This is a genomic window from Variovorax sp. UMC13, from assembly GCF_014170375.1.
GTDB lineage: Bacteria > Pseudomonadota > Gammaproteobacteria > Burkholderiales > Burkholderiaceae_C > Variovorax.
The window spans coordinates 16,952-38,705 of the sequence record NZ_LZZW01000041.1; the positions used below are offsets into that span (position 1 = coordinate 16,952).

A 21,754-nucleotide genomic window follows, 5' to 3' on the forward strand; every position below is an offset into this window, starting at 1 on the left:
GGGGCTATCTTTCCGAAGCGGCGGCCGCGGCGGGGGCCGGCACGTCATGCAGGGCTTCCATCGCGCGCAGGCCGCGTCCGCCGAGGAAGTATTCGCGGATGAAGGGATGCTCGCAAGCGATCACCTCCCGCGGCAGGCCCGAGACGATCACGTGCTGGTCGGCCAGCACCGCGATGCGGGTGCTCAGGTCGAACAGCGTGTCGAGGTCGTGCGTGACCATCACCACCGTGAGCCCGAGCTCGCGGTGCAGGCTGCGCAGCAGGTCGCAGAAGCCGTCGGCGCTCTCGGGGTCGAGCCCCGCCGTGGGCTCGTCGAGCAGCAGCAGCGGCGGGTCCATGATCAGCGCGCGCGCCAGCGCCACCCGCTTGATCATGCCGCCCGACAGCGCCGACGGGCTCTTGTGGGCCTGCGCCGGATCGAGCCCCACCAGCTGCAGCTTGACCAGCGCCGCGTCGCGGATCAGGTCGTCGGGCAGCAGCTTGAGTTCGCGCAGCGGCAGCGCGATGTTCTCCAGCACGCTGAAGGCCGAGAACAGCGCGCCGTGCTGGAACAGCATGCCGACCTTGGCCGCGTCCCGCGCGCCGAGCTGGCCCGGGCGCTGGCCCAGCACCGTGACCTCGCCGCGCGTCGGATGCTCGAGCCCGAGGATCTGGCGCAGCAGCACCGTCTTGCCGGTGCCCGAGCCGCCGACCAGCGACAGCACCTCGCCGCGCCGGATCGTCAGGTCGAGGTCGCGGTGCACCACCTGCTCGCCGCCGCCGTTCGAGGACGGGAAGGCGGTCCGGAGCTGGCGGATCTCGACCACCACGGGCGCGTCGGCGGCGGGTGCGTCGATCATCGGAAGCCCACGCCCTTGAACAGCACCGCGAACAGCGCATCGACCAGGATCACCACGGTGATCGAGGTCACGACCGAGGAGGTGGTACCGCGCCCCAGGCTCTCGGTGTTGGGCTTGACCTTCATGCCGAAGTAGCAGGCCACCAGCGCGATCAGGATGCCGAACACCGCCGACTTGCCCAGTGCGAGCCAGAGGTTCGACAGCGGCACCGCACGCGGCAGCGCCTGCATGAAGTAGGCCGGCGACAGGTCGAGCGCGAGGTCGGCCGCGATCATGCCGCCGAACAGCGCGGCCATCGAGGTCCACATGCTGATCAGCGGCATCGCGATGGCCAGCGCCAGCACGCGCGGCATCACCAGCCGGAAGCCGGGTGGGATGCCCATGACGCGCATCGCATCGAGTTCCTCGGTCACGCGCATCACGCCGATCTGCGCGGTGATGGCCGAGCCCGAGCGGCCCGCCACCAGCACCGCGGCCAGCACCGGCCCGAGTTCGCGGATCAGCGAGAGGCCCAGGATGTTGACCATGAAGGTCTCGGCGCCGTAGTTGCGCAGCTGGTTCGAGGTCAGGTAGGCCAGCACCACGCCGATCAGCAGCCCGACCAGCGCCGTGATCGGCAGCGCCGTGGTGCCAAACTGGTAGAGCTGGCCCGAGAGGTCGCGCCAGGGGCCGCGGTGCGGCGCGCGGATCAGCGTGCCGATGTCGAGCACCAGCTGACCGATCATCTGCAGGAAGTCGCGCGCCACCGCCAGCCCGCGCGGACCGTTGTGGGCGAAGGACTTGAAGCGGTCCGCCAGCGTGGGCCGGGGCTCGACCGGCGGCCGGCAGGTGAACTTGGCGACGTGCTCGAGCACCGCCTTGTGCGAGGGATCGAGTTCCAGCCGCTGCGGCCAGGCGCCGCCCCAGTGGTTCCAGAGCACCTGGGCGCCGATGTGGTCGAGCTGCTCGATCGGCCGCAGGTCCCAGGCCAGCTCCGACTGCTGCGGCAGTGCGCGCAGGCCCTGCGCCAGCGCGTTCCAGTCGCCGCGCGAGGAGAAGGCCAGCACCGTCCAGAGCCCCTGTGCCACGACCCCGCCGGCGCCATCGGCCACGATGCGCGGCGGCGCGGACACCACCCCGCTCGGCGCAACAGCGACGGGGGTGGGCGCGGTGTGCGGCGCTGAAGGTGGCATGGACGCGATCTGTTCCGGAAAAGCTCTTTGTGACGGCCGCGTCATCCTAACCGCAGGGGGTGACGCGCAGTCGCCCGCGCGCGCTAGCGGGTCATCGGCTGCTTCTGCTCATAGGCCAGTTCGAGCCGGTAGGCCAGGCCCAGGAACAGCGACTGCGCGAGCGCCAGCGTGCTGGTCAGCGAGCGGAAGCCGAAGGTCGCGCCGTCCTGCACCAGCAGCGTGGCCTGCGCCTGCGCGGCCAGCGGGCTCAGCTGGCTGTCGGTGATCGCGAGCAGCCGCGCGCCGCGCGCGACGGCGGCCTGCGCGACCTCGAGCGTTTCCTGCGCATAGGGCTCGAAGGACACCGCGATCAGCAGGTCGCCCGGCAGCAGCGCGCGCAGCTGGCCCTGCTGCATGTGGCCCAGGCCGTTGAGCCAGTGCACCGGCTTGGCGGTGTGCTGCAGCGCATAGGCGAGGTAGGCGCCGACGGGGAAGGCGCGGCGAGAGGCCACCAGCCACAGCGCGGGCGCGTCGAGCATCAGCGCCACGGCCGCGTCGAACTGCGCGTCGGGCAGGGCACGCTGCAGCGCATGCAGGCTGTCGATGCTGCCGCCGATGACCTCGTGTGCGATGTGGGCCGCGGAGAGCGAATCCTTGCCGGCGCCGACCAGGTCGCGGATGCGCTCCTGGTAGTCGCGGTTCGGCGCCAGCTGCCGCACCGCGCCGACCCGGAACAGAGCCTGCATCTGCGTGAAGCCGGAAAAGCCGAAGTGCTTGGCGAAGCGCACCACCGCCGAAGGCTGCACCTCGCACTGGCGCGCCGCCTCCTGGATGCCTTCGAGCGCGAGCCGGTCGCGGCTCTTCTCCACATGGCGCGCGATGTTCTTGAGCTGCCGGCTCAGCGACGCGTAGCCCGCATGCACGGCGGCCAGGAACTCGTCGGCCGTCGCATACGGCACGGGCCCTTCGACATCGGTGCTGCTCGGAGAGGATTTTCTAGTTTTCATTAATTTAGAAATACTTTTCTATTTTCCACTATCATCGGCCTTGCAAACCATTATCTGGTGCGCCTTTTCCGCCCGCGGCAGCGCGGCCTGGCGCACCCTCCCGGAGACCACGCGAGGACGCGATGAGCACACTTCACTTTCCAACGGAGCGGCCCTTCGACGTGGCCTGCCTGGGCCGGCTGGCCGTCGACCTGTACGCGCAGCAGATCGGCTGCAGCCTCGAAGAAGCGACCAGCTTCGCCAAGTACCTGGGCGGCTCGTCTGCCAACATCGCCTTCGGCACCGCCCGCCTCGGCCTGCGCTCGGCCATGGTCTCGCGCGTGGGCAAAGAGCAGAACGGGCGCTTCCTGCTCGACACGCTGCGGCGCGAAGGCTGCGACACCAGCCAGGTGCAGATCGACGACCAGCGCCTGACCGGCATGGTGCTGCTGGGCATCAAGGACCAGGACACCTTCCCGCTGCTGTTCGCCCGCGAGAACTGCGCCGACATGGCGCTCGACGCCGACGCCATCGACGAGGCCTTCCTGGCCCGTTGCCGCGCGCTGGTGATCACCGGCACGCACCTGAGCACGCCGACCGTGCTCGCGGCCAGCCGCCGCGCGCTCGACATCGCAGGCCGCCACGGCCTGGTGCGCGTCCTCGACATCGACTACCGCCCGGTGCTCTGGGGCCTGGCGGCCAAGGGCGACGGCGAGACGCGCTATATCGGCAACCAGGACGTGAGCCGCCACCTGCAGGCGCAGCTCGACCAGTTCGAGCTGATCATCGGCACCGAGGAAGAGTGGCTGATCGCCGGCGGCGTCGAGGGCGACCTCATGGCCTGCCTGCGCCGCGTGCGCGAATGCACGCAGGCCGTGCTGGTGGTGAAGCGCGGGCCACTGGGCTGCAGCATCGTCGAAGGCGCGATCCCCGCGGCGCTCGACGACGCGCTGACCGTGTTCGGCGAGCGCATCGAGGTGCTCAACGTGCTGGGCGCGGGCGACGCTTTCGCCTCGGGCCTGCTGGCCGGCCTGCTGCGCGGCAAGTCGCTGGCCGAATCGGCCGCCATCGCCAACGCCTGCGGCGCGATCGTGGTGTCGCGCCACGGCTGCGCGCCCGCGATGCCGACGCCGGCCGAGCTGGACCACTGGTTCTCCGGCCACCGGCATCCCAAGCCCGACCGCGACCCGCAGCTGTCGCACCTGCACCGCGTGTCGGTCCGCCGCGCCGCCTGGCCCGAGCTCTATGTGCTGGCCTACGACCACCGCTCCCAGTTCGAGGACCTGGCGCGCCAGGCCGGCGCCGACGCCGCGCGCCTCCCGGGGCTGAAGAAGCTGATCAATCAGGTGGTGGCCGAGGTCGGCCGCGACCCGGGCTGCGAAGGCAAGCTGGGCGTGCTGATCGACGGCCGCATCGGCGAGGCCGCGCTGCACGACGCCACCGGCCGCGGCTGGTGGATCGGTCGCCCGATCGAGAAGCCGGGCTCGCGCCCGTTGCGTTTCGACGGCACCCATTCGCTGGCCTCGCAGCTGCTGCACTGGCCGCGCGAGCACACGGTGAAGTGCCTGGTGTTCTATCACCCCGACGACGCCACCGCGCTGCGCGCCGAGCAGGACGAATGGCTGCAGCAGGTCTGGGAAGCGACCCGCGCGAGCGGGCACGAACTGCTGCTCGAGGTGATCCCGCCCAAGGACACGCTGGCGCCCGGCGACACCGGCGAGGCCGTGCTGCGCGCCATCCGCCACTTCTACGACCTCGGCTTCAAGCCTGAGTGGTGGAAGGTCGGCACCATGGCAGCGCGCCACTGGCAGGCGCTCGATGCGCTGGTACAGGAGCGCGACCCCTACTGCCGCGGCGCGGTGATCCTGGGCCTGTCGCAGCCGCTGGAGCAGCTGGTGGCGGGCTTCGCCGAGGCGCAGGCGCCGATCGTCAAGGGCTTCATGATCGGCCGCACCGTCTGGGCCGGCCACAGCCTCGCGTGGCTGCGCAACGAGATCGACGACGGCACACTGCAGGCGCGGGTGGCGGCCGACTTCCGGCGCCTGATCGCCGGCTGGCGCGCGAGCCGCGCGACGGTGGCGAACGGCGAAGAGGTGGCGGCATGAGCCTGCTCGTCAAAGCCAACCCCGACGGCCGCGTGATCGCCGAGGTCACGCCCGCCTCCGCCGGCTGGACGCACGTGGGCTTCAAGGCCCTGCGCCTGTCCGCGGGCGACGAAGAGCGCTGGCACACCGGCGCGCGCGAGCTCTGCATCACGGTGCTGAGCGGCCAGGTCGACGTGCATGTCGGCGAGCGCCGCTTCAGCGCGCTGGGCAGCCGCGCCTCCGTGTTCGAGGAACGCTCGCCCACGGCGGTCTACGTGCCGCCCGGACGCGAGGTGCGCGTCACCGCGCTCGGCGCGGCCGAGATTGCGCTGAGCACCGCGCCCGCCACCGGCCGCTTCGACGCCCGCGTGATCGAACCCGAGCAGATGACGCGCAGCGTGCGCGGCCAGGGCAGCAACACGCGCCATGTGTGCGACATCCTGCCCGAGTCGGCGCCGGCCGAAGGGCTGCTGGTGGTCGAGGTGATCACGCCCGCGGGCAATGCCTCGAGCTACCCGCCGCACAAACACGACAGCGCCGGCGAGGCCGAGACCGTGCTGGAGGAGACCTACTACCACCAGCTCAACCCGGCCCAGGGCTTCGCCTTCCAGCGCGTCTACACCGACGACCGCAGCATCGACCAATCGATGGCGGTGGAGCACCGCGACACGGTGCTGGTGCCGCGCGGCTACCACCCCTGCGTCGCGCCGCACGGCTATGACCTGTACTACCTGAACACCATGGCAGGCCCCGAGCGCCGCTGGGCCTTCAAGAACGACCCCGCCCACGAATGGATGGTGGCGCCGCGCTGACGGCGACGCCAGCACCGCACCCACAAAAAGAAGAGTCCGCGCGACGGCGCGCGGGCACAGCGTTCAACACTCGGAGACAACCCTCACCATGAAGCGCAACACCCTTCGCATCCTCGCGGCCGCCCTGCTGGCCACCACCTTCGGCGCGCAGGCGCAGCCTGGCTTTCCGACCCAGCCCGTGAAGTGGGTGGTGCCCTACGCCCCGGGCGGCACGACCGACGTGATCGCACGCCAGCTGGCGATCCGCATGGGCCAGGACCTGGGCCAGCCGGTGATCGTCGACAACAAGCCGGGCGCGGCCAGCATCATCGGCGCCACCTTCATCGCGCGCTCGGCGCCCGACGGCTACACGGTCGGCACCGCCGACTCGGGCACCCTCGCCTTCAACCCGGCGATGTACTCCAGCCTGAGCTACAACGCCGACAAGGACTTCAGCTTCATCGGCGGCCTGGGCCGGATGCCGCTGGTGCTGGCGGTGCATCCCGCCTTCCCGGCGAAGAACGTGCAGGAGTTCCTGGCGCTCGCGCGCAAGACGCCGGGCGCGGTCTCGTCGGGCTCCTCGGGCCCGGGATCGCCGCTGCACGTGGCACTCGAGCTCTTCAAGCAGCGCACCCAGACCGACATCCTGCACGTGGCCTACAAAGGCTCGGCGCCCGCGATCCAGGACCTGATGGCCGGCCAGGTGAACGCGATGTTCGTCGACCTGCCGCCCAGCCTGTCGATGATCAAGGCCGGCAAGGTGCGCGTGCTGGCGGTGGCCACGCCGCAGCGGCTGGCCATCCTGCCGGACGTGCCGACCATGGCCGAGGCCGGCGTGCCCGGCTTCGAGGCCTACGCATGGCAGGGCTTCGTCGGCCCGGCCAAGCTGTCGCCGACGGTGATCGAGCGTCTCAACAAGGACCTGGTCGCGGCGCTCAGGAACCCGGAGACGCGCGCCAAGCTCGAGGAGATCGGCATCCAGCCGATGCCGATGACGCCGCAGCAGTTCGCCGACTTCACGCGCAGCGAGCAGAAGCTCTGGTCGGGCGTGATCAAGGCCGCCAACATCAAGCTGGACTGAATCCCGGCACGCCAACGGAGACCCTCATGAACCCATCCCGCCTTCCCACCCGCCGCAGCGCCTGCGGCGCCCTCGCCGCGCTGATGGCCGGCGCCGTGCTGCCCGCCGCGGCCCAGTCGGGTGCCTACCCGAACCGCCCGATCGAGCTGATCGTGCCCTTCGCCGCCGGCGGCGGCACCGACGTGCTGGCGCGCTCGCTCGCAGAGTCGGCGCGCAAGCACCTGCCGCAGAGCCTGATCGTGATCAACAAGGCCGGCGCGAGCGGCGCCGTGGGCTGGTCCGAGCTGATCAATGCCAAGCCCGATGGCTACAAGCTCGCGATCATCACGGTCGAGCTGACCATGATCCCGCACATGGGCCTGGCCAAGTTCACGGCCGACGACCTGGCGCCCATCGTGCGCCTCAACGCCGACCCGGCCACGCTCGCGGTGCGTGCCGATTCGCCGTTCAAGACCCTCGAGGACCTGCTCGCGGCCGCGCGCAAGGACGCGGGCGGCGTGCGCATCGGCAACGCCGGCCCCGGCTCGCTGGGCCACCTCGCGGCGGCCGCGCTCGAGGACAAGACCGGCACCCGCTTCAACCACGTGCCCTTCCGCGGCGCGAACCCGGCGGTGCTCGACCTGCTGGGCGGCCACATCGAGGCGGTGGCGGTGACGCCGGTGGAAGTCGCGACCTACGTGGCCGCGGGCAAGATCCGGCCGCTGGCCGTGATGGCCGAGCAGCGCATCGCGGCCGGCTGGGAGCAGGTGCCGACCTTGAAGGAACGCAGGATCGACCTGGTTGTCGGCGGCTGGCGCGGCCTGGCGGCGCCGAAGAACACGCCGCCCGAGGTGCTCGCGCTGCTGGCCAGCGCCTTCGCCAAGACGCTTCAGGAGCCCGCGCTGCGCGAGACCATGGCCAAGCAGAACATGGGCGAGGGCTACCTCGACGAGCCCGCCTTCAAGGCGCTGATCGCGCGCGACAACGCGAACTTCAAGCAGCTGATCGACAAGCTGGGCATCAAGGCCTGAAGCCCGACGCTCCTCAGGCCGCGAACCCTTCGGCCAGCTCCTCGCGCAACCAGCTGACGAAGGCCGTCACCGCGCGCGGCACGTGCGTGGCATAGGGGCGGATCGCATAGAGCCGGTCGCCGAAGGCGCCGACCGGCTGCCATTTGGGCAGCACCTCGACCAGCTTGCCGGCCTGCAATGCCGACTGGGCGCTGAAGTCGGGCAGCAGCGCGATGCCGAGGCCGGCGATCGCGGCGTCGCGCAGCGCCTCGCTGTTGTTGGCGGCCAGCGGGCCCGACACCGGCACCGTGACGCGCGGCGCGGCCGAGGGCTTGCGCGTCTCGAAATGCCAGGCCGGCGTGTCCTGCGCGCGCGGGTAGTGCAGGCAGTCGTGGCCGCCCAGGTCGGCCGGCGCCTCCGGCAGGCCGCGCCGTCGCAGGTAGGCGCGGCTGGCCACCAGCACCGAGCGGGTCTCGCAGAGCGTCCACGCCACGTGGGTGTCGGGCGGCGCGGCGGTATGACGGACCGCCAGGTCGAAGCCCTCCATCGCCAGCGAGCTGAGCCGGTCCGACAGCTCGAGCTCGATGCGCACCTCGGGCTGCGCGCGCAGGAAGTCGGCCAGCCGCGGCACCAGCTGCTGGCGCGCGAAGGCCACCGGCGCGGTCACGCGCACCCGGCCGCGCGGCACGCCCGCCAGGTCGCGCACGCCGGAAAAGCTGTGGGCGATCTGTTCGAAGGGGGCGCGCATGTCCTCCACCAGCCGCTGCCCGGCCTCGGTAAGCCGCACGCTGCGCGTGGTGCGCTGCACCAGCGGCACGCCGGCCGCGCGCTCGAGCTCGGCGATGCGCTGGCTCATCGCCGCCTTGCTCACGCCCAGGCGCTGCGCGGCGGCGGTGAAGCTGCCCTGCTGGCTCAGCACCGTGAGCCAGTGCAGGTGGGTCCAGAGCGACTCGATCTTTTGGTCTTCCATGCCGCCATTGTTCACCATCGCGAACAATCAATTCAGTTTTCGCGCCTAGGCGGGCGCCGACCCGCTGCCTAAACTGCGGGCACTCTCCCCTCCCAGACACCCGTCCACGCGAAAGACCGTCCATGTCCACAGCCATCGCCCACTACATCCAAGGCCAGCCGGTCGCCAACACCTCGGGCCGCGCCCAGGACGTGACCAACCCGGCCACCGGCGTCGTCACCGCCCAGGTCGGCCTGGCCGGCGTCGACCAGGTCAACGCCGCCGTGGCCGCTGCGCAGGCCGCGTTCCCCAAGTGGGCCGACACGCCGCCGATCCGCCGCGCCCGCGTGATGTTCAAGTTCCTGCAGCTGCTCAACGAACACAAGGACGAGCTGGCCCACCTGATCACCGCCGAGCACGGCAAGGTGTTCACCGACGCGCAGGGCGAGGTCAGCCGCGGCATCGACATCGTCGAGTTCGCCTGCGGCATTCCGCAGCTGCTCAAGGGCGACTTCACCGAGCAGGTCTCGACCGGCATCGACAACTGGACGCTGCGCCAGCCGCTGGGCGTGGTGGCGGGCATCACGCCCTTCAACTTCCCGGTGATGGTGCCGATGTGGATGTTCCCGGTGGCGATCGCCGCGGGCAACACCTTCGTGCTCAAGCCCAGCCCGACCGACCCGAGCGCCTCGCTGCGCATGGCCGAACTGCTCAAGGAAGCCGGCCTGCCCGACGGCGTGTTCAACGTGGTGCAGGGCGACAAGGTCGCGGTCGATGCGCTGCTCGAGAACCCCGACGTCAAGGCCATCAGCTTCGTCGGCTCGACGCCGATCGCCAACTACATCTACGAGACCGGCGCCCGCCACGGCAAGCGCGTGCAGGCCCTGGGCGGTGCGAAGAACCACATGGTGGTGATGCCCGACGCCGACATCGACCAGGCGGTCGACGCGCTGATCGGCGCGGGCTACGGCTCGGCCGGCGAGCGCTGCATGGCGATCTCGGTGGCGGTGCTGGTGGGCGACGTGGCCGACCGGCTGCTGCCCAAGCTGATCGAGCGCACCAAGACGCTGCAGGTGCTCGATGGCGAGAACCTCGCGGCCGAGATGGGCCCGATCGTCACCCGCGCCGCGCACGAACGCATCACCGGCTACATCGACCTGGGCGTGAAGGAAGGCGCCAAGCTGCTGGTCGACGGCCGCGGCTTCGACGGCGCCAAGGCCGGTGAAGGCTGCGGTGATGGCTTCTGGATGGGCGGCACGCTGTTCGACCACGTCACGCCCGAGATGCGCATCTACAAGGAAGAGATCTTCGGCCCGGTGCTGGGCTGCGTGCGCGTGGACGACCTGGCCGCCGCGGTCGACCTGATCAATGCCCACGAGTTCGGCAACGGCGTTTCGTGCTTCACCCGCGACGGCAACGTGGCGCGCGAGTTCGGCCGCCGCATCCAGGTCGGCATGGTCGGCATCAACGTGCCGATCCCGGTGCCCATGGCCTGGCACGGCTTCGGCGGCTGGAAGCGCTCGCTGTTCGGCGACATGCATGCCTACGGCGAGGAAGGCGTGCGCTTCTACACCAAGCAGAAGAGCATCATGCAGCGCTGGCCGGAAAGCATCGGCAAGGGCGCCGAGTTCGTCATGCCGACGGCGAAGTAAGCCTGTCAGCATTCCGGCGGGAATCGCCACCTACACTGACCAGCCCGAGGCACGGACACACCGGCCCGGGCTTTTTTTTCGATCTGGAGACAACGCGTGAGCAAGAGCGACAGTGACAGCGAAAGCACCTTCGACTACATCGTGATCGGCGGCGGCACGGCCGGCGCCCTGATGTGCAACCGGCTCACCCGGCAGGCGCAGAAGCGCACCCTGCTGATCGAGGCCGGCCGCCGCGACGACTACCACTGGATCCACATCCCGGTCGGCTACCTCTACTGCATCGGCAACCCGCGCACCGACTGGCTCTACAACACCGAGCCCGATCCGGGCCTCAACGGCCGCGCGCTGCGCTACCCGCGCGGCAAGACGCTGGGCGGCTCGTCCTCGATCAACGGCATGATCTACATGCGCGGCCAGGCGCGCGACTACGACCAGTGGGCCGCGCTCACCGGCGACGACAGCTGGCGCTGGAGCGAGGTCCTGCCGGCCTTCAAGAAGCACGAGGACCACTACCTGGGCGCCGACGAGATGCACGGCGCGGGTGGCGAATGGCGGGTCGAGAAGCAGCGGCTGCGCTGGGACATCCTCGACGCCTTCGCGCTGGCGGCGCAGGAAGCCGGCATCCCGCACTCCACCGACTTCAACCGCGGCAGCAACGAAGGCGTGGGCTACTTCCAGGTCAACCAGAAGAACGGATGGCGCTGGAATACGGCCAAGGCCTTCCTGCGCCCGGTCTGCTACGGCCGGCCCAACTTCGAGATGTGGACCAACGCCCACGTCACCCGGCTGATCGTTGAGACCCAGGCCGACGGCCGCCAGCGCTGCACCGGCGTCGAGGTCTGGGACGGCAAGGAGATGGTCACCGCGCACGCGACCCAGGAGGTGGTGCTGTGCGGCGGCGCCATCGGCTCGCCGCAGATCCTGCAGCTCTCGGGCATCGGCCCGGCCGAGCTCTCGCGCCAGCACGGCATCCCGGTGGTGGCCGACCTGCCGGGCGTGGGCGCCAACCTGCAGGACCACCTGCAGATCCGCGCGGTGTTCAAGATCGAGGGCGCGCCCACGCTCAACGTGCTGGCCTCCTCGCTGTTCGGCAAGGCGAAGATCGGCCTCGAGTACGCGATGAAGCGCACCGGGCCGATGAGCATGGCGCCCTCGCAGCTGGGCGCCTTCACGCGCAGCTCGCCCGAACACGAATGGCCGAACCTCGAGTACCACGTGCAGCCGCTGTCGCTCGATGCCTTCGGCGACCCGCTGCACGCCTTCCCGGCCTTCACCGCCAGCGTGTGCAACCTGAACCCGACCAGCCGCGGCACGGTGCGCATCAAGAGCGCGCGCTTCGGCGACGCGCCCGCGATCGCACCCAACTACCTGAGCACCGCCGAGGACCGACAGGTCGCCGCCGATTCGCTGCGGGTGACGCGGCGCATCGTGGCGCAGCCGGCGCTGGCGAAGTACAAGCCCGAGGAATGGAAGCCCGGCCTGCAGTACCAGACCGACGAGGAACTCGCGCGGCTGGCCGGCGACATCGCGACCACCATCTTCCATCCGGTGGGCACCGCCAAGATGGGCGCCGACCATGACCCGATGGCCGTGCTCGACTCGCACTTCCGGGTGCGCGACGGCAAGGGCGGCCTGATCGCGGGCCTGCGCGTGGTCGACGCCAGTGCGATGCCGACCATCACCAGCGGCAACACCAACAGCCCGACGCTGATGATGGCGGAGCGGGCCGCGGAATGGATCGTGCGCGGCGACTGAGGCCGCGGCGACTCAGTCGCCGCGCCGCGCCTCGGCCACGATCCAGTCCCTGAAGGCGCGCAGCAGCGGCGCCTGCGCGCGCGACTCGGCGTACACCAGGTAGTAGGCGTCGGAACTGGTGAGCGCCTGCGGGAACAGCACGGTGAGCGTGCCGGCCGCGATCTCCGCCTCGACCAGGAAGCTGGGCAGCAGGGCCGCGCCCAGGCCCGACACCGCCGCCTGCGCGATCATCGAGAACTGCTCGAAGCGCGGCCCGCGCAGCGCCGGCGCGCCGGCCACGCCCACCTGCTCGAACCATTCGGCCCACTGCATCGGCCGGGTGCTCTGCTGCAGCAGCACCACCGCCGCCAGGTCCTCCGGGCTGCGGATCGCGTGGCGCTCGGCGAAGGCCGGGCTGCACACCGGCACCACCGCCTCGTGCATCAGGTACTCGCAGGCCGCGCCGGCCCAGTGCGGGGCGCCGAAGTGGATCGCCGCGTCGAAGGGCTCCTGCGCGAAGTCGAAGGGCTCGGAGCGGGCCGCGAAGTTCACCGTGACCTCCGGATGCAGCGCGACGAAGCCGCCCAGCCGCGGGATCAGCCAGCGCGTGCCCAGCGTGGGCAGCACCGCCAGGTTGAGCAGCCCGCCGCCGCCGGCCGAGGCCATGACCTTCTGCGTGGCGGCGGACATCTGCTGCAGCGCCGCGCGCACGTCGGCCTCATAGACCCGGCCGACGTCGGTGAGCACGATGCGCTGGCGCACCCGGTGGAACAGGGCCACGCCGAGCTGCTCCTCGAGCTGGCGGATCTGGCGCGAGACCGCGCTCTGCGTGAGGTGCAGCTCGTCGGCCGCGCGCGAGATGCTGTGGTGCCGCGCCGCGGCCTCGAAGGCCAGCAGGTCGGCAACCGGCGGCAGGAAGGATTTTCTGAACATGGTCATTCGAGGGAGGAATGAAGGATGCTGCGTCGTCGGCCGGGTCGGTATGCAGCCCCGGCGCTCAGCCACACTTCATTCTCCACCAGCATCAAGTTCTTCCACTTTTTCGCTATGCAATGGGGCCCGGCTGACCGACAGTGGCGCTCGCGCCCGTTGGCCGTTCCCACCCCGTACCGATCCTTCCCCCCCGGAGACAACACAACATGAAGAAGCCCCTCAAGTCCCTCGCCGTGGCGGCCCTGTGCGCCCTCGCCTGCGCCGGCGCCACCGCGCAGCAGGCCCCGGCCGGCGGCACGCTCGACAAGATCAAGGCCAGCGGCAAGGCCGTGCTGGGCGTGCGCGAAGCCTCTCCGCCCATGGCCTACATGCTGGGCGCGGGCGAGAAGTACGTGGGCTACCACGTCGAGCTGTGCGAGCGCGTGCTGAAAGACATCGTGCCCAGCGCCAAGCTCGAGTACATGGCCGTGACGGCGCAGAACACCATCCCGCTGGTGCAGAACGGCACGCTGGACATCGGCTGCGGCCCGACCACCAACAACCTCGCGCGCCAGCAGCAGGTGGCCTTCGCCCTCACCACCTACGTGAGCGAGGTGCGCATGGCGACCAAGGTCGACTCGGGAATCACCACGCTCGACCAGCTCGCGGGCCGCAACGTGTCGGCCTCGACCGGCACCACCGCCGTGCAGCTGCTGCGCAAGCGCGAACGCGCGACCAACGCCACCTACAACACCATGCTCGGCAAGGACCACCTCGAGAGCTTCCTGATGCTGGAATCGGGCCGCGCCGACGCCTTCGTGCTCGACGACAACCTGCTGGCCGGCATCATCGCCAACGCCAAGAACCCGACGGCCTACCGCATCGTGGGCGATGCGCTGGGCGCCGAGCCGATCGCGCTGCTGTTCCGCAAGGACGACCCGGCCTTCAAGACCGCGGTCGACGACGCGCTGCGCAAGCTCATGAAGAGCGGCGAGCTGGAGAAGGTCTACACCAAGTGGTTCGTCTCGCCGATCCCGCCGCGCAACACCAGCCTCAACCTGCCGATGAGCCCGGCGCTCAAGCAGCTGATCGCCGAACCCAACGACAAGCCGCTGGAAAGCTACGCCAAGTAAGCCGGGGCTTCAGCGCAGCCCGCCCACGTAGCGCGACGCCGGAGCACCGGGCGCACCCTGCCGCAGCAGCGTCTCGCGCAGGCGCGCCGCGGCCACGATGGGCGCCATCGCCTGCTCGAGGCGGTCGGCGATGGCCGCGAGCTCGGCATCGTGCTGCTCGGCGGCATGGGCGCGCGCGAAGCGCAGCACCTCGATGGCGTAGTCGGCGTTGGCCGCCATCCATTCGGTGTCGGTCACGCGGCCGGTCTTGCGCCGCAGCGCCACGTGCAAACGCGCCGCGATGGCGATCCGTTCGTTCTCGGTCATTGACGGCCTCCCATGTGATGCTTCATCCGCCCAGGCGCTCCCGGTGCACGCCCAGGTCCAGGCCGAGGGCTTCGGTGTCCTCGCTCACCCGCAGGCCCACGATCAGGCGCACCAGCCACAGCACCAGCGCGGTGGCCACGGCGCTGTAGAGCGCCACCGCGCCCACCGCCAGCGCCTGCGTCACCACGCTGCCGCGCAAGCCCGACAGGCGCTGATCGGCGAACACGCCGGTCAAGAGCGAGCCCACCAGCCCGCCGATGCCGTGCACCCCGAACACGTCGAGCGAGTCGTCGGCGCGCAGCAGCCGCTTGAGCGCGGTCGCGCCCCAGTAGCAGGCCAGCCCGGCGATGGCGCCGATCAGCGCCGCCGCCCCGGGCGTGACGAAGCCGGCCGCGGGCGTGATCGCCACCAGGCCGGCCACCAGCCCAGAGCACAGGCCCAGCAGCGAGGGGCTGCGTCGCACCGCCCACTCGCCCAGCATCCAGCTCAGCGCCCCGGCCGAGGCCGCGATGTGGGTGCAGACCATGGCCAGGCCGGCGCGGCCGTCGGCCGCCAGGGCGGAGCCGGCATTGAAGCCGAACCAGCCGACCCACAGCAGGCCCGCGCCGACCATGGTGAAAGCCAGGCTGTAGGGCTCGAAGGGCTCGCGGCCGTAGCCGCGACGCGGGCCTAGCACGTAGGCGCAGACCAGCCCCGCGATGCCCGCATTGACGTGCACCACCGAGCCGCCCGCGAAATCGAGCGCGCCCAATTGCGCCAGCCAGCCGCCCGGCTCCCAGACCCAGTGCGCGATCGGCACGTAGACCACCAGGCTCCAGAGCGCCGCGAACCACAGCACGGCGGCGAAGCGCATGCGCTCGACGAAGGCGCCGATCACCAGCGCCGCGGTGATGACCGCGAAGCTGAGCTGGAACATCGCATAGACCGATTCCGGGATCCGCGGCGCGATGTGGCTCACGGCCAGCGTGCCCGCCTCGTGCAGGTAGTCGAAGCCCGCGAAGCCGAAGCGCGAGCTGCCACCCACCCAGGGCGAGCCCGGGGTGAAGGCCAGCGAATAGCCCAGCGCGAACCACACCAGCGACACCACCGCCGCGATCCCGATCACGGCCGCCATGGTGTTGAGCACGTTCCGGCGCCGCACCATGCCGGCGTAGAACAGCGCGATGCCGGGCAGCGTCATCAGCAGCACCAGCACGGTGGCGGTCATCATCCAGCCGGTGTCGGCCGCGCTGATCGTGGCCTGGGCGACGACCGCCGGGCCGGCCGGGTCCGCTGCAGCGCCGCCGCAGGCCCCCGCCAGCAAGGCTGACAGGCCAACCGCCAGTTTCCGGTGCTTCATGTGCCGCTCGCCTTCGTTGTGGGAACGAAAAGCGTCTTGCACGAGCCGTGCCACCGGCCACATCTTGAAACATCCACGGCGGTGCACCCGCCACCAGCGGGTAATTCCCGATGCACTGCCGCGGTGCACCCCCTAAAGTTGCGCCACTCGCAGACGGCACGCCCGTAGCGCGGGGGTACCGAGGAGACAATTTTTCGAGGCGCACGAACGCCGACAACAAGAACAGAGACAAGACCAGGCATTCATCAGAAATGCCGTTGAAGAAATGGAAAAGGCGCCGCTGGTCGGCGCCTTTTCTTTTGGGCGCCACCAGGCGCCGCGCCAGGGCCGCCCCAGGCCCCTGCGACAATCCCGCCCCATGGAAATGCTGGTGCTCACGCTCGGCTCGCTGTTCGCGGGCTTCATCGATTCGATCGTGGGAGGGGGCGGACTGATCCTGGTGCCGGTGCTCTTCAGCGTCTTCCCGGGCGCCGCGCCCGCCACCTTGTTCGGCACCAACAAGAGCGCCTCGGTCTGGGGCACGGCCGCGGCCACGGCCCAGTTCGCCCGCAAGGTCGACCTGCGCTGGCGCGCGCTGGCCGGGGCCGCCGTGCTGGCTTTCCTTGGCTCGCTGCTGGGCGCCTGGACCGTCACCCAGGTCTCGCCCGATTTCCTGCGCAAGCTGCTGCCCTTCATCCTGCTCGCCCTGCTGGCCTACACGCTCGCGCGCAAGGACATGGGCCGCCACCACACGCCGCGCTTCAGCGGCCGGGCCGAGCTGGCGGCCACCGGCGCGGTCGGGCTGATGCTGGGCTTCTACGACGGCTTCTTCGGCCCCGGCACCGGCAGCTTCTTCGTCTTCCTGTTCGTGCGCTGGCTGGGCTACGACTTCCTCAACGCCTCGGCCTCGGCCAAGCTGCTCAACACCATGACCAACCTGGGGGCGCTGCTGCTGTTCGCGGCCAAGGGCCATGTGTGGTGGCACTACGGCCTGGTGATGGCGGTGGCCAACGTGGCCGGCAGCCTGATCGGCGCGCGCGTGGCGCTGCGGCATGGCGCGGGCTTCGTGCGCGGCGTGTTCCTGTTCGTGGTGAGCGCGCTGATCCTCAAGACCGGCTACGACGCCTTCCTGCGCTAGGGTGCCGCGGCCGGGCCCGAGGGCGCCGGCCATGCGATCTCGCTCGCCACGCGCGGCTTGCCTATCGGCGCCGTGGCCTTGCCGATGCGCACCGCCGCCATGTCGGCCTCGCTCGGGTACTGGTCCATCAGCCAGTAGTCGAACACGCGGCGCGCGATCGGCGCGGCGGCGCCCGCGCCCCAGCCGGCGTTCTCCACGATCACGGCCAGCGCGATCTTCGGGTCGTTGGCCGGCGCGAAGCCCATGAACAGGGCGTGGTCGCGCTGGTGCTCCTCGAGCGCGCGGGCGTTGTACTTGGTGTTCTGCGCCTGCGTCACGGCCTGCGCGGTGCCGGTCTTGCCGGCCGCGCCGTAGCCGGCACCGGCGAACACGCCGCGCGCGGTGCCACTGGTGACCACGCTGACCAGGCCTTCGCGCACCACCGCCACGTTGGCGGCCGAGAAGCCCAAGTTCTCGGCCGGCGGCTGGATCACCGACTTGACCTGGCCGGTGACGGTGTCGCGCACCGCCAGCGCCAGGTGCGGCCGATGCCGCACGCCGCCGTCCGCCACGATCGCCGCCGCCTGTGCCAGCTGCAGCATGGTGAAGTTGTTGTAGCCCTGGCCGATGCCCAGCGAGATGGTCTCGCCGGCGAACCACTTCTTCTGCTCGGGCCGCTTGTAGGCGTTGCGCTTCCACTCGGTGCTGGGCAGCACGCCGCGCACCTCGCCGCCGAGGTCGATGCCGGTGATCTGGCCGAAGCCCAGCGGCTTCATGAAGTCGTGGATGCGGTCCACGCCCATCTCGTTGGCCAGCGTGTAGAAATACACGTTGCTCGACACCTGGATCGCGCGCCGCATGTCGAGGTTGCCCAGGTTGCCTTCGGGGCTGCCGAAGCGGTGGCCGCCGAAGTTGAAGAAGCCGGGGTCGTTGACCACCACGCTGGGCCCGCGCGAACCGGTCTCGAGCGCGGCCAGCGCCATGAAGGGCTTGTAGGTGGAGCCCGGCGGGTAGGTGCCGCGCAGGGCCCGGTTGAGCAGCGGCTTGTCGAGCGACTCGCTCAGTTCCTTCCAGCTCTCGGTGTCGATGCCTTCGACGAACAGGTTGGGGTCGAAGGTGGGTTTGCTCACGAAGGCCAGCACCGCGCCGGTCTTGGGGTCGATCGCCACCAGCGCGCCGCGGCGGTCGCCGAACATGTCCTCGATCAGCTTCTGCAGCTTGATGTCGAGCGACAGCATCACCGTGTCGCCCGGCGTCGACGGGTGGCTGGCGAGCCGGCGCACCGCGCGCCCGCCGGCCGAGGTCTCCATCTGCTCGACGCCGGTCTGGCCGTGCAGCGTCTTCTCGTAGCTCTGCTCGACGCCCAGCTTGCCGATGTGGTCGGTGCCCTTGTAGTTGGCGATCTCCTCGTCGTCCCAGTCTTCCATCGCCTCTTTTTCGCGCTGGTTGATGCGGCCGATGTAGCCGAGCACATGGCTCGCGACATCGCCGTTGGGATAGTTGCGGAACAGCCGCGCCTTGATCTCGACGCCCGGGAAGCGGTAGCGCTGCGCGGCGAAGCGGGCCACCTCCTCGTCCGACAGGCGGGTGCGGATCGGCACCGAGTCGAAGCTGCGCGAGTCTTCCCGCAGGCGCCTGAAGCGGCGCCGGTCGCGCGGCGTGACCTCGACCACCTCGGCCAGCGCGTCGATGGTCTCGTCGACCTTGCCGGCCTTCGACGGCGTGATCTCCAGCGTGTAGGCCGAGTAGTTGGAGGCCAGCACGATGCCGTTGCGGTCGAGGATCAGGCCGCGGTTGGGCACCACCGGCACGATCGCCGTGCGGTTGCTCTCGGCCTGTTCGGCCAGGTCGGCGTGGCGCACGATCTGCAGGTACACCAGCCGCGAGCACAGCAGGCCGAAGGCGCCCAGCACCACCAGCCCGATCACGATCACCCGCCGCTTGAAGCGGGCGAGGTCGGCGACGACGTTGCGGATCTCGGTCATGCGGCGTACAGGCTACGCGCCGCCTGCGCAGGCAGCAAGGCACGCTTGGCACCCACGAGGCCGAAAGCACTCATAGCGGCCGATTGGCGTCCGGGTCCGGCGTGCGCCGCTGCGGCGCCAGCAGGATCACGCTGACCAGCGGCCACAGCAGCGCCTCGAGGGCCGGCGCGATCAGCAGCGTCCAGCCCGGGAACACGCCGCCGCCGATCATGCGGATCACGAGTTCGATCAGGTGCGACAGCGCGAACAGCGGCAGCACCTGCAGCGACTGCGAGAGCACCGAGTACCAGAGGATGCGCCGGTGGCCCATGATCGCCAGGAAACTCAGCGAGGTGTACGACAGCGCGTGCTGGCCCAGCAGCGCCGACTGGTGCACGTCCATGCACAGGCCGAACACGAAGGCCGCGCCGATGCCGATCCGCGCGGGCTGGTGCACGCTCCAGAACACGATCACCAGCGCCAGCAGGTCGGGCGCCCAGGCGCCGCGGCCCAGCGGCACCATGGTGACCAGGAAGGCGACGATCAGGCTGCCCCAGATGAAGATCGGGTTGACCGGCAGCAGCAGCTGCTGCTGCCCGGGACGCATGATCATGGCGTGCGCCTTTCCCTGCGCGCCGGCCGGGTCTCGGGCGCGGCTGCCGCGGAGGCCGCGGCCTTCGGCGGCTTGTCGTTCTTCTTGGCCGCCGCCGCGGGCGGCGCCGCGCTGGGCGTGCCGACGGGCGTCAGCACCAGCACGTAGCGCGCCGCCGTCACGCGCGCGAGCGGCAGGCAGTAGATGCGTGCGAAGCCCGAGTCGGCGCGCCGCTCGATGCGCTCGATCTTGGCCACCGGCAGGCCGGCCGGGTAGACGCCGTCGACGCCGCTGGTCGCGAGCAGGTCGCCCTCCTGCAGGTCGGCGTTGGCGGCCATGAAGCGCAGCTCCAGCCCGCTGCCGTGGGCGCTGGCGTCGCCGAAGGCCACGCTGCGCGCGCCGGTGCGGGCGTTCTGGACCGGAATCGAGAGGTCGCGGTCGATCACCAATGTGACCTCGCTGGTGAAGGGCTGCACCTGGGTGACCTGGCCCAGCACGCCGTGCTCGTCGATCACCGGCGAGCCGGCCTCGATGCCCTGCGACAGGCCCTGGTCGATCACGATCTTGCGGGTGTAGGGGTCGGCCGCGTCGTAGAGCACCTCGGCCGCGCGGCCGGGGGTGCGGGTGGTCTGGCGCAGTTCGAGCAGCGCCCGCAGGCGCTCGTTGTCGATCGACAGCGTGTCGGCCTGGCTCGCGCGCTCGGCCTGCAGCGCCAGCGCGCGGCGGGCCTCGGCCTCGTTGCGCTGCGCGACCTGCAGGTCTTCCATGTAGAGGCCGCCCTGGGCGAACAGCTGCACCGGCTTGAGCGCCAGCCACTGGACCGGATAGAGCACCGCGCCGATGCTCGCGCGCAGCGGCCGCGTCAGGTGGAAGCGCGCGTCGGCCACCATCAGGAACAGCGCCAGCGCACTGAAGAAGATCAGCTTGCTCAGCGCCGACGGCCCCTGGCTGAACAGGGGCGGTGCGGAGCGGTCGAGGGTGCCGAGTGGCATGACGCTTTATGCCACGAGTGGCAGGTGCCTGGCTGTGGCTTGTTTCAGGACGGGCGCGAAACCGGCTGGGCCGGGCTGCGGAGCCGCCCCGGCAAGGGCGGGCCGGCAACCAGGGGGAGCTTATTCGCTGGTGAAGATGCTGCCCAGACGGTCCATGCGTTCCAGCGCGATGCCGCAGCCGCGCACCACGCAGGTCAGCGGGTCTTCGGCCACCAGCACCGGCAGGCCGGTTTCCTCGGCCAGCAGGCGGTCCAGGTCGCGCAGCAGCGCGCCGCCGCCGGTCAGCATCATGCCGCGCTCGGCGATGTCGGCGCCCAGTTCGGGCGGCGTCTGCTCGAGCGCGTTCTTCACCGCCGAGACGATGTTGTTGAGCGGATCGGTCAGCGCTTCCAGCACTTCGTTGCTGCTGATGGTGAAGCTGCGCGGCACGCCTTCGGACAGGTTGCGGCCCTTGACTTCCATCTCCTTGACCTCGGAGCCCGGGAAGGCCGAGCCGATGGTCTTCTTGATGACTTCGGCCGTCGGCTCGCCGATCAGCATGCCGTAGTTGCGGCGGATGTAGTTGATGATGGCCTCGTCGAAGCGGTCGCCGCCGACGCGGACGCTGCCCTTGTAGACCATGCCGCCCAGCGAGATCACGCCGACCTCGGTGGTGCCGCCGCCGATGTCGACCACCATCGAGCCGCTGGCTTCGGACACCGGCAGGCCGGCACCGATGGCCGCGGCCATGGGTTCCTCGATCAGGTAGACCTTGGTGGCGCCGGCCGCTTCGGCCGCGTCCTTGATCGCGCGGCGCTCGACCTGGGTCGAGCCGCAGGGCACGCAGATGATGATGCGCGGGCTCGGTGCGAGCAGCGAGCGCGGATGCACCATCTTGATGAACTGCTTGATCATCTGCTCGGTGATCACGAAGTCGGCGATCACGCCGTCCTTCATCGGGCGGATCGCCTCGATGTTGCCGGGCACCTTGCCCAGCATGGCCTTGGCTTCGCGGCCGACGGCCTGGATCACCTTCTTGCCGTGGGGGCCGCCTTCGTGGCGAATGGCTACGACCGACGGCTCGTCCAGCACGATGCCCTTGTTACGGGCGAAGATGAGGGTGTTGGCGGTGCCGAGATCGATCGCGAGGTCGGTCGAAAAGTACCGACGGAAAGCTCCAAACATG

The 21,754-nt window shown here is 70.4% G+C and carries 19 protein-coding genes; 8 read left to right on the forward strand and 11 right to left on the reverse strand.

Annotation, left to right across the window (positions count from 1 at the left end):
- Positions 1-4 precede the first annotated feature (4 nt).
- The 3 genes from A9977_RS32900 to A9977_RS32910 all read right to left on the reverse strand — a co-directional run bounded on the left by A9977_RS32900 (position 5) and on the right by A9977_RS32910 (position 2,996).
- The gene (locus A9977_RS32900) at positions 5-838 is read right to left on the reverse strand and encodes an ABC transporter ATP-binding protein (protein WP_183029035.1); all 834 of its coding nucleotides are present in this window, start codon (positions 836-838) and stop codon (positions 5-7) included.
- Positions 835-2,010: an ABC transporter permease gene (locus tag A9977_RS32905; RefSeq protein ID WP_183029036.1), complete on the reverse strand. Its 1,176-nt coding sequence runs from the start codon at positions 2,008-2,010 to the stop codon at positions 835-837. The genes A9977_RS32900 and A9977_RS32905 overlap by 4 nt, the downstream gene beginning before the upstream one ends.
- 83 nt (positions 2,011-2,093) lie before the next feature.
- Positions 2,094-2,996, reverse strand: coding sequence for a MurR/RpiR family transcriptional regulator (locus A9977_RS32910; protein ID WP_183029037.1), 903 nt, complete (start codon positions 2,994-2,996; stop codon positions 2,094-2,096).
- A 122-nt stretch (positions 2,997-3,118) separates the two neighbouring features.
- On the opposite strand from A9977_RS32910, the gene iolC reads away from it, so the two are divergent.
- From iolC to A9977_RS32930, 4 genes are all read left to right on the forward strand, one after another.
- The gene (gene iolC, locus A9977_RS32915; protein WP_183029038.1) at positions 3,119-5,080 is read left to right on the forward strand and encodes a 5-dehydro-2-deoxygluconokinase; all 1,962 of its coding nucleotides are present in this window, start codon (positions 3,119-3,121) and stop codon (positions 5,078-5,080) included.
- Positions 5,077-5,871: a 5-deoxy-glucuronate isomerase gene (gene iolB, locus A9977_RS32920; protein ID WP_183029039.1), complete on the forward strand. Its 795-nt coding sequence runs from the start codon at positions 5,077-5,079 to the stop codon at positions 5,869-5,871. Before iolC ends, iolB begins: the two co-directional genes overlap by 4 nt.
- Positions 5,872-5,959: 88 nt before the next feature.
- Positions 5,960-6,931, forward strand: a complete 972-nt coding sequence (locus A9977_RS32925; RefSeq protein WP_183029040.1) for a tripartite tricarboxylate transporter substrate binding protein — start codon at positions 5,960-5,962, stop codon at positions 6,929-6,931.
- Between the two features lie 26 nt (positions 6,932-6,957).
- Complete coding sequence (locus A9977_RS32930; RefSeq protein ID WP_183029041.1) at positions 6,958-7,941, forward strand: tripartite tricarboxylate transporter substrate binding protein; 984 nt, start codon at positions 6,958-6,960, stop codon at positions 7,939-7,941.
- 13 nt (positions 7,942-7,954) lie between these two features.
- On the opposite strand, the gene A9977_RS32935 is transcribed toward A9977_RS32930, so the two are convergent.
- Positions 7,955-8,890 (reverse strand): LysR family transcriptional regulator, encoded by a 936-nt coding sequence (locus A9977_RS32935; RefSeq protein WP_183029042.1) that lies wholly within the window; start codon positions 8,888-8,890, stop codon positions 7,955-7,957.
- Positions 8,891-9,012: 122 nt separating this feature from the next.
- Here A9977_RS32935 and A9977_RS32940 point away from each other — a divergent pair, with 122 nt between their 5' ends.
- Positions 9,013-10,521 carry a CoA-acylating methylmalonate-semialdehyde dehydrogenase gene (locus A9977_RS32940; protein ID WP_183029043.1) on the forward strand — a complete coding sequence of 503 codons (1,509 nt, stop codon included), beginning with the start codon at positions 9,013-9,015 and terminating at the stop codon, positions 10,519-10,521.
- Between the two features lie 96 nt (positions 10,522-10,617).
- Positions 10,618-12,276: a GMC family oxidoreductase N-terminal domain-containing protein gene (locus A9977_RS32945; protein WP_310936242.1), complete on the forward strand. Its 1,659-nt coding sequence runs from the start codon at positions 10,618-10,620 to the stop codon at positions 12,274-12,276.
- 12 nt (positions 12,277-12,288) lie between these two features.
- On the opposite strand, the gene A9977_RS32950 is transcribed toward A9977_RS32945, so the two are convergent.
- Positions 12,289-13,188, reverse strand: a complete 900-nt coding sequence (locus A9977_RS32950) for a LysR family transcriptional regulator (protein ID WP_183029044.1) — start codon at positions 13,186-13,188, stop codon at positions 12,289-12,291.
- Between the two features lie 206 nt (positions 13,189-13,394).
- On the opposite strand from A9977_RS32950, the gene A9977_RS32955 reads away from it, so the two are divergent.
- Positions 13,395-14,300 carry an amino acid ABC transporter substrate-binding protein gene (locus A9977_RS32955; RefSeq protein ID WP_183029045.1) on the forward strand — a complete coding sequence of 302 codons (906 nt, stop codon included), beginning with the start codon at positions 13,395-13,397 and terminating at the stop codon, positions 14,298-14,300.
- A 9-nt stretch (positions 14,301-14,309) separates the two neighbouring features.
- Here the strand turns inward: A9977_RS32955 and A9977_RS32960 are convergent, their stop codons facing one another.
- Both A9977_RS32960 and A9977_RS32965 read right to left on the reverse strand, forming a co-directional pair.
- A complete protein-coding gene (locus A9977_RS32960) occupies positions 14,310-14,606 on the reverse strand; it encodes a hypothetical protein (protein WP_183029046.1) in 297 nt (98 codons plus the stop codon).
- 22 nt (positions 14,607-14,628) lie between these two features.
- Positions 14,629-15,945: an ammonium transporter gene (locus A9977_RS32965; RefSeq protein WP_183029047.1), complete on the reverse strand. Its 1,317-nt coding sequence runs from the start codon at positions 15,943-15,945 to the stop codon at positions 14,629-14,631.
- Positions 15,946-16,303: 358 nt separating this feature from the next.
- On the opposite strand from A9977_RS32965, the gene A9977_RS32970 reads away from it, so the two are divergent.
- A complete protein-coding gene (locus A9977_RS32970) occupies positions 16,304-17,062 on the forward strand; it encodes a TSUP family transporter (protein ID WP_183029048.1) in 759 nt (252 codons plus the stop codon).
- Here A9977_RS32970 and mrdA read toward each other — a convergent pair.
- From mrdA to A9977_RS32990, 4 genes are all read right to left on the reverse strand, one after another.
- Positions 17,059-19,026, reverse strand: coding sequence for a penicillin-binding protein 2 (mrdA, locus tag A9977_RS32975; RefSeq protein WP_183029049.1), 1,968 nt, complete (start codon positions 19,024-19,026; stop codon positions 17,059-17,061). The genes A9977_RS32970 and mrdA overlap by 4 nt on opposite strands.
- Before the next feature lie 70 nt (positions 19,027-19,096).
- On the reverse strand, positions 19,097-19,618 hold the full coding sequence (gene mreD / locus A9977_RS32980) for a rod shape-determining protein MreD (protein WP_183029050.1): 522 nt from the start codon (positions 19,616-19,618) through the stop codon (positions 19,097-19,099).
- Entirely contained in the window at positions 19,615-20,589 is a 975-nt protein-coding gene (mreC, locus tag A9977_RS32985) for a rod shape-determining protein MreC (protein ID WP_183029051.1), read from the reverse strand. The genes mreD and mreC overlap by 4 nt, the downstream gene beginning before the upstream one ends.
- Positions 20,590-20,709: 120 nt before the next feature.
- Positions 20,710-21,753 carry a rod shape-determining protein gene (locus A9977_RS32990; RefSeq protein ID WP_140844795.1) on the reverse strand — a complete coding sequence of 348 codons (1,044 nt, stop codon included), beginning with the start codon at positions 21,751-21,753 and terminating at the stop codon, positions 20,710-20,712.
- Between the last annotated feature and the right edge of the window lies 1 nt (position 21,754).

Bases quoted from the DNA above. Each gene is read 5' to 3' on its own strand.
- A9977_RS32910 (WP_183029037.1), bottom strand. From the start codon at position 2,996: ATGAAAACTAGAAAATCCTCTCCGAGCAGCACCGATGTCGAAGGGCCC.
- A9977_RS32970 (WP_183029048.1), top strand. From the start codon at position 16,304: ATGGAAATGCTGGTGCTCACGCTCGGCTCGCTGTTCGCGGGCTTCATC.
- A9977_RS32955 (WP_183029045.1), top strand. From the start codon at position 13,395: ATGAAGAAGCCCCTCAAGTCCCTCGCCGTGGCGGCCCTGTGCGCCCTC.
- A9977_RS32935 (WP_183029042.1), bottom strand. From the start codon at position 8,890: ATGGAAGACCAAAAGATCGAGTCGCTCTGGACCCACCTGCACTGGCTC.
- A9977_RS32930 (WP_183029041.1), top strand. From the start codon at position 6,958: ATGAACCCATCCCGCCTTCCCACCCGCCGCAGCGCCTGCGGCGCCCTC.
- A9977_RS32960 (WP_183029046.1), bottom strand. From the start codon at position 14,606: ATGACCGAGAACGAACGGATCGCCATCGCGGCGCGTTTGCACGTGGCG.
- A9977_RS32900 (WP_183029035.1), bottom strand. From the start codon at position 838: ATGATCGACGCACCCGCCGCCGACGCGCCCGTGGTGGTCGAGATCCGC.
- iolB (WP_183029039.1), top strand. From the start codon at position 5,077: ATGAGCCTGCTCGTCAAAGCCAACCCCGACGGCCGCGTGATCGCCGAG.
- A9977_RS32990 (WP_140844795.1), bottom strand. From the start codon at position 21,753: ATGTTTGGAGCTTTCCGTCGGTACTTTTCGACCGACCTCGCGATCGAT.
- A9977_RS32965 (WP_183029047.1), bottom strand. From the start codon at position 15,945: ATGAAGCACCGGAAACTGGCGGTTGGCCTGTCAGCCTTGCTGGCGGGG.
- A9977_RS32925 (WP_183029040.1), top strand. From the start codon at position 5,960: ATGAAGCGCAACACCCTTCGCATCCTCGCGGCCGCCCTGCTGGCCACC.
- A9977_RS32905 (WP_183029036.1), bottom strand. From the start codon at position 2,010: ATGCCACCTTCAGCGCCGCACACCGCGCCCACCCCCGTCGCTGTTGCG.
- A9977_RS32940 (WP_183029043.1), top strand. From the start codon at position 9,013: ATGTCCACAGCCATCGCCCACTACATCCAAGGCCAGCCGGTCGCCAAC.
- iolC (WP_183029038.1), top strand. From the start codon at position 3,119: ATGAGCACACTTCACTTTCCAACGGAGCGGCCCTTCGACGTGGCCTGC.
- mreC (WP_183029051.1), bottom strand. From the start codon at position 20,589: ATGCCACTCGGCACCCTCGACCGCTCCGCACCGCCCCTGTTCAGCCAG.
- A9977_RS32950 (WP_183029044.1), bottom strand. From the start codon at position 13,188: ATGTTCAGAAAATCCTTCCTGCCGCCGGTTGCCGACCTGCTGGCCTTC.
- mreD (WP_183029050.1), bottom strand. From the start codon at position 19,618: ATGATCATGCGTCCCGGGCAGCAGCAGCTGCTGCTGCCGGTCAACCCG.
- mrdA (WP_183029049.1), bottom strand. From the start codon at position 19,026: ATGACCGAGATCCGCAACGTCGTCGCCGACCTCGCCCGCTTCAAGCGG.